Origin of the sequence: Budvicia aquatica DSM 5075 = ATCC 35567 (genome assembly GCF_000427805.1) — a bacterium.
In the GTDB taxonomy this organism is placed as follows: domain Bacteria; phylum Pseudomonadota; class Gammaproteobacteria; order Enterobacterales; family Enterobacteriaceae; genus Budvicia; species Budvicia aquatica.
The window spans coordinates 1-4,420 of sequence record NZ_ATYS01000106.1; the positions used below are offsets into that span (position 1 = coordinate 1).

5 protein-coding genes and 1 pseudogene are annotated in these 4,420 nt (G+C 52.0%); 1 reads left to right on the forward strand and 5 read right to left on the reverse strand.

From position 1 onward, the window contains the following. A pseudogene (locus tag YWE_RS30720) lies at positions 1 to 694 on the reverse strand (hypothetical protein); the annotation flags it as partial. 151 nt (positions 695 to 845) lie between these two features. Here YWE_RS30720 and YWE_RS30725 point away from each other — a divergent pair. Then, positions 846 to 1,100: a hypothetical protein gene (locus YWE_RS30725; protein ID WP_127526496.1), complete on the forward strand. Its 255-nt coding sequence runs from the start codon at positions 846 to 848 to the stop codon at positions 1,098 to 1,100. Positions 1,101 to 1,432: 332 nt separating this feature from the next. Here the strand turns inward: YWE_RS30725 and YWE_RS0120645 are convergent, their stop codons facing one another. The 4 genes from YWE_RS0120645 to YWE_RS31770 all read right to left on the reverse strand — a co-directional run bounded on the left by YWE_RS0120645 (position 1,433) and on the right by YWE_RS31770 (position 4,400). After that, positions 1,433 to 2,353, reverse strand: coding sequence for a hypothetical protein (locus tag YWE_RS0120645; RefSeq protein ID WP_051323488.1), 921 nt, complete (start codon positions 2,351 to 2,353; stop codon positions 1,433 to 1,435). Between the two features lie 183 nt (positions 2,354 to 2,536). Then, the gene (locus tag YWE_RS28205) at positions 2,537 to 2,812 is read right to left on the reverse strand and encodes an ANR family transcriptional regulator (RefSeq protein WP_036016723.1); all 276 of its coding nucleotides are present in this window, start codon (positions 2,810 to 2,812) and stop codon (positions 2,537 to 2,539) included. Positions 2,813 to 2,841: 29 nt separating this feature from the next. Beyond that, the gene (locus tag YWE_RS0120655; RefSeq protein ID WP_029096179.1) at positions 2,842 to 3,027 is read right to left on the reverse strand and encodes an IS1/IS1595 family N-terminal zinc-binding domain-containing protein; all 186 of its coding nucleotides are present in this window, start codon (positions 3,025 to 3,027) and stop codon (positions 2,842 to 2,844) included. Positions 3,028 to 3,302: 275 nt separating this feature from the next. After that, positions 3,303 to 4,400, reverse strand: a complete 1,098-nt coding sequence (locus YWE_RS31770) for a hypothetical protein (RefSeq protein ID WP_036016726.1) — start codon at positions 4,398 to 4,400, stop codon at positions 3,303 to 3,305. Positions 4,401 to 4,420 lie beyond the last annotated feature (20 nt).

Sequence of the window (4,420 nt, forward strand, 5' to 3'; positions counted from 1 at the left end):
CGTAGCCCGGAGGGAGGCTGAGTAGAGTGCCAACGTCGAGGCCGACGTAGTGCCGATTAGTCCCATTCGGCTCAAGAGCCCAATAGACGCCGCCGAGCCAACCGGAACCAAAGTTGCCCAGGCTCCCCCACTGGCTCCATAGCCCAGCGACTGGTGCCCGCGTTCCTGCTGCACCATACGCCGCATTTGTCATAGTGGCGTATGGTGGCGTACTATAACCACCTCCTAACCCGGTACAATATGCGTCAGCATTCGCTGCGGTTCTGGTGGTAGCTCCACCATTGACAAACCAACGTCCGATAGTGATATTTAGTGTGTGCTTGTCGTTGCTGTCTGTTTTATTTGTAGCGATAACCGTTAATGTTTTATTTGCACTAGTGGGGGTGCCAATGAAACTAACCGTTCCTTCGGTCCCGCTCGCGTTTAATGCTGCTAGATCTACCCAAGTCTGGCTTCCATTTTCCTGGTAGGTGTAATTGTTGTTCGCTGTCGCATCAACCCCGTTCATGTAAAGCTGGAACTTGGCACCCACAAATCCCGTCGTCGGAAATCCGCTGTTCCATGCAAATGTCGTTCCGTTCACATAGATGACGGGTGGTGGCGGATTATTCACTCGGACTCGGTATACGGGTGATGTGAGTAGTACGGGGGTGCCCGATGTGGTCGGCAAACCGGTGAGTGATGTACTCAACACCGGGGCATTCGCTTGTACTGTGAGGGTGGTGTTGTGAGCAAAGTTCGTCGCAAACGTCTGGTTCAGTTGGGTGGTTGTTAATGGCGTAACGCCATTCTTCCACGTCCAAGTCACCCCCGCGGGCGCAATCGCCAATCCCGGTGTGGCTTGAGTGTCTCCATCCAAATCCGTGAACGTGACGCCAGAAGAGAGTGGGGCCAGCGTGAACTCGTTCGGTTTCTTACTGCCCAGTATCTGGTCATTATCGACCAATGGAGTGGCGCCTGGCTTCAGTATCGATACCGAGCCTGCCGCTGTCGGTGCACGCCCCATTATCGGGCGTGTCTCCCCTGTCGCCGGTGCTCCTACTGCAGGGGCAACACCGCTCAATGCGACGCACAGTATGCCATACACCCCCGCCCGATAATGTGTGTGTGCACCGACGATGTTGTTCGCGCGCTGTTTCATGAGTCCCTCTCCGTAAATATGTCAATGACTTGTCTGTCGTTGTTGTAGTTGGTATCGTTGTTTTGCTTTATGTGTTGTCTTTGCTGCATTTAACGCTATCGGCTACGTAACATCGCGCGTGGTGGCCAACAACAATACCTACCGTGGGACCAACCCGAAGGGCGATAACGTAATGGGCGCGGCCTTCCCTTCTTTTCCTGTTGCTTTTTTACTGTTGCTGTCTTCTTTTCCACGCTCAATAAAAGCAGGCCGACGCTCATCATGTCCGGCCCGCTTTGTTACAACATCATCTTACCAACTGACTCGTAAGGTATAGCCCTGGTCACCCCACGTTTGACCAGAATGAGAGCTGCCATTGACGGGTATGGTATAGGTCAGCACACTCGTTGCGGCAGGGGCCGCGGCAGCCGCCCCCGTACCAGCACTGTCAGCCGTAGCTGCCATACCACCCAGATTCCACGTAACATTCGCTACCGTTAGCGTGGATGTCAGGTCTGCTTCGCCTGTATCCCAAATTCCGTTACTGTTAGCATCATCCCAAACCTTAAGTTCAAACACATCGCCAATTTTCGGCACGGCAACCCCAGCACCGTAATTCGTCGCACCCGAACCCGCTGTCGCGCTTGACGATGTTAGGAAGATACCGCCTGCTTGGGTTCCACTGATGATAGGCCCACCACCACCGACATCAGGGAGCGGCTCGCCATTTGGGTTACCAACCCCCTGGCCAATATCGGCGATGGTCAGAACGATAGGTGTCCGCGGGTCACCTGTCGCTGAGTTTCCCGTGATAACAGCTCCGAGGTGGTGCGCACCTACTGGTGGAGCCGTAACATTGAATGTGTACGTTTCCCCTTCCACTGGCGCTGAATCGGTTACGGTGCCCAATGACGTGCCGCCGGCATTATACCAATGCCATACTACGGCAGTGGCATCCGCATCACCGTCTGTATCACCATGATGATAGGCCACTTGAATTTTGTCACCCACGGTGATAAACCCCGATGTTTTTTGAGTACCGACGAACGAAAAGTCAACACCCAGCAAGCCCGATGACGGGGCGACTAAGGTTGACGCATCGAGTCCCTTAATGGTTGCCGACGTACCCGTCGTACCGGCAAAGGCCGCTCCGTAAGCGTAACCCGCCAGCGCGATGGCCAAAGCAATTTTCTTTAGAGGTCGTCTTTTTTTGTTGTTCATTTTTGTTTCCATTGTTATTTCCTTTTCCATGCTTTACATGACGTTATGACTTCTATCAGTTTACCCATCTCGACTCGCCAGGGGTGTACTGTGGTAGTGCGACTGCGCGGAGGATTTATTCATCCATACCACGCCGGCCATCGGATGCTGTAAATTGGTGTGATGCGTTTATGATGCTGGGACCTAGTGACTTATTTATACTTCGTCGGCTATTCCCATCGTCGCTAATCCATTCAGGTCCGGTGAAGATAATAATCGCCCCAAATGCCCTTTAAACAACTCGGCCTCATGACGACAAAATAACGACCGTGACCATGCCCAGGCCATATTTTCCGACAATCTAGCCGCATTCGCGGCACGCTCCCAACACATGCATGCTTCGCCCCAATCGCCTACTCTTTCCTTTTGAGCGGCGACCTGCGCCAGCTCGGCATAACGACTCACAAACTTCAAGTTTGAACGCTGTGACATAACGATATCCTTACTCATTATCCGGCCACTCAGCGCGTCGGGATATCAGCGGATTGACGCTGGTAAGCGATATAAATGTATTGGTTCTGAAACGCTTTCTGGCAATGGTTACAAAAATAGCGTGGCAGGCCACTCCGTGCCTTACCATGCTTACGGACATTGGCCGCTTTATGGCAGCTTGGGCAGGTCGGGTTGGTTTTATGGGTATCTAACATCTCAACGTTCCTCATTATTATCACGACCACCCCGCAGACATCCTAAATAAGGTGTGTTCCAGTTACCTGGGCCGACAGGGCGATAAACTGGCAGCCCAGATGTTGGCAGGTGTCATTCATTGCCAATATTGATTGCTGGTATATGTATCCCGCCGTTAACTGCCTGAGAGGCTGGGCGCAACATGTCATGGACAGAACACGATAGACGCACTCAATGCCAGAATCGGGCAAAAACAACTGCAAAAAAATCTCAACGCTAAATAATCAATTCCAATCTAGAGGTCTCGAGAGCAAGCCGCTGCGGTTTTCGACTCAGTGCCCCCAGGGTTCTCCACCAAACCTAACCAAGTACCAAACCATAACTGCACAGAAGCCCTGTACACGACTCCATCTCCATATATTACCCCCTGAGACTCACGCGCTACGTAATTAGGCACCCATCCATCACTATCCCAACCATCAACGTCTCCCCACTCTGGCCACCACCCACCAGTTGGATTCCTCACACCATGACGATAAAAAGCTGTCGCGTTGGTCATTCTTGTAATACTTGGTGTACCGTACCCGCCCCCCAAACCACTGCAATACGCATCTACCTGCGGAGGTGATTTATCCATTTCACCACCATCATTGATGAACCATGTCTTAATCGTAAAACTGAAACTCCTCTGCGCCTCTGCGCCACTCTTGTCAGTGATAGTGATGGTTGCAGTTTTGTTAGCTGATGTTGGCGTACCTGTGAATGTGACATTACCCAATTCGTCCACAGTCACCCAATCAGGTTGGTTGCTGCTATAGGTGTAGTTGCCGTTCGGGGTCGCATTCGTTCCGCCCATGTAAAACTGGAAGTTAGCATCCATGAAACCGGTTGTTGGGAACCCACTGTCGATGGCAAAGTTAGCCTCGTTGACTTGTAGCGTTGGTACGACTAACGCTTTTATTTTGACGCGATACCACACACTTTCATATGTATCCGTTCCTGATATAGGGAACCCCGAATCAGAGGTACTGGTCACTGGCCCACTGACCTTTACCGTTAATATGTCGTCATTGGCAAAACTCGTACTAAATGACTGAGTAAGCTGTGTTGCAGTCAAGGGTGTTCCATTCGGTGCCCGCCATTCCCAAGTGGCCCCAGGCAACGCTACGGCCATACTTAATGGTGCATCACCATCAACATCGACAACCGTTAACCCGNTAGTTAAAGCACCCAGCGTAAATTCACTGGGCTTAGCCGTGGNCGAAACCGTCGCATTGTCAGTCAGCGCCGTTGCGCCATCAGGGAGAAGTATTATCAGATTACCCGATGCCGTCGGCACTCTACCGTTTATCTCCCCACTTGACCCACTCATTACCGCCTGAGCGGGGCACATCACAAACCCTATCGATAGCG

Excerpts from the sequence above, each read along its gene's own strand:
- YWE_RS0120645 (WP_051323488.1), bottom strand. The coding sequence starts at position 2,353 with ATGGAAACAAAAATGAACAACAAAAAAAGACGACCTCTAAAGAAAATT.
- YWE_RS28205 (WP_036016723.1), bottom strand. The coding sequence starts at position 2,812 with ATGTCACAGCGTTCAAACTTGAAGTTTGTGAGTCGTTATGCCGAGCTG.
- YWE_RS0120655 (WP_029096179.1), bottom strand. The coding sequence starts at position 3,027 with ATGTTAGATACCCATAAAACCAACCCGACCTGCCCAAGCTGCCATAAA.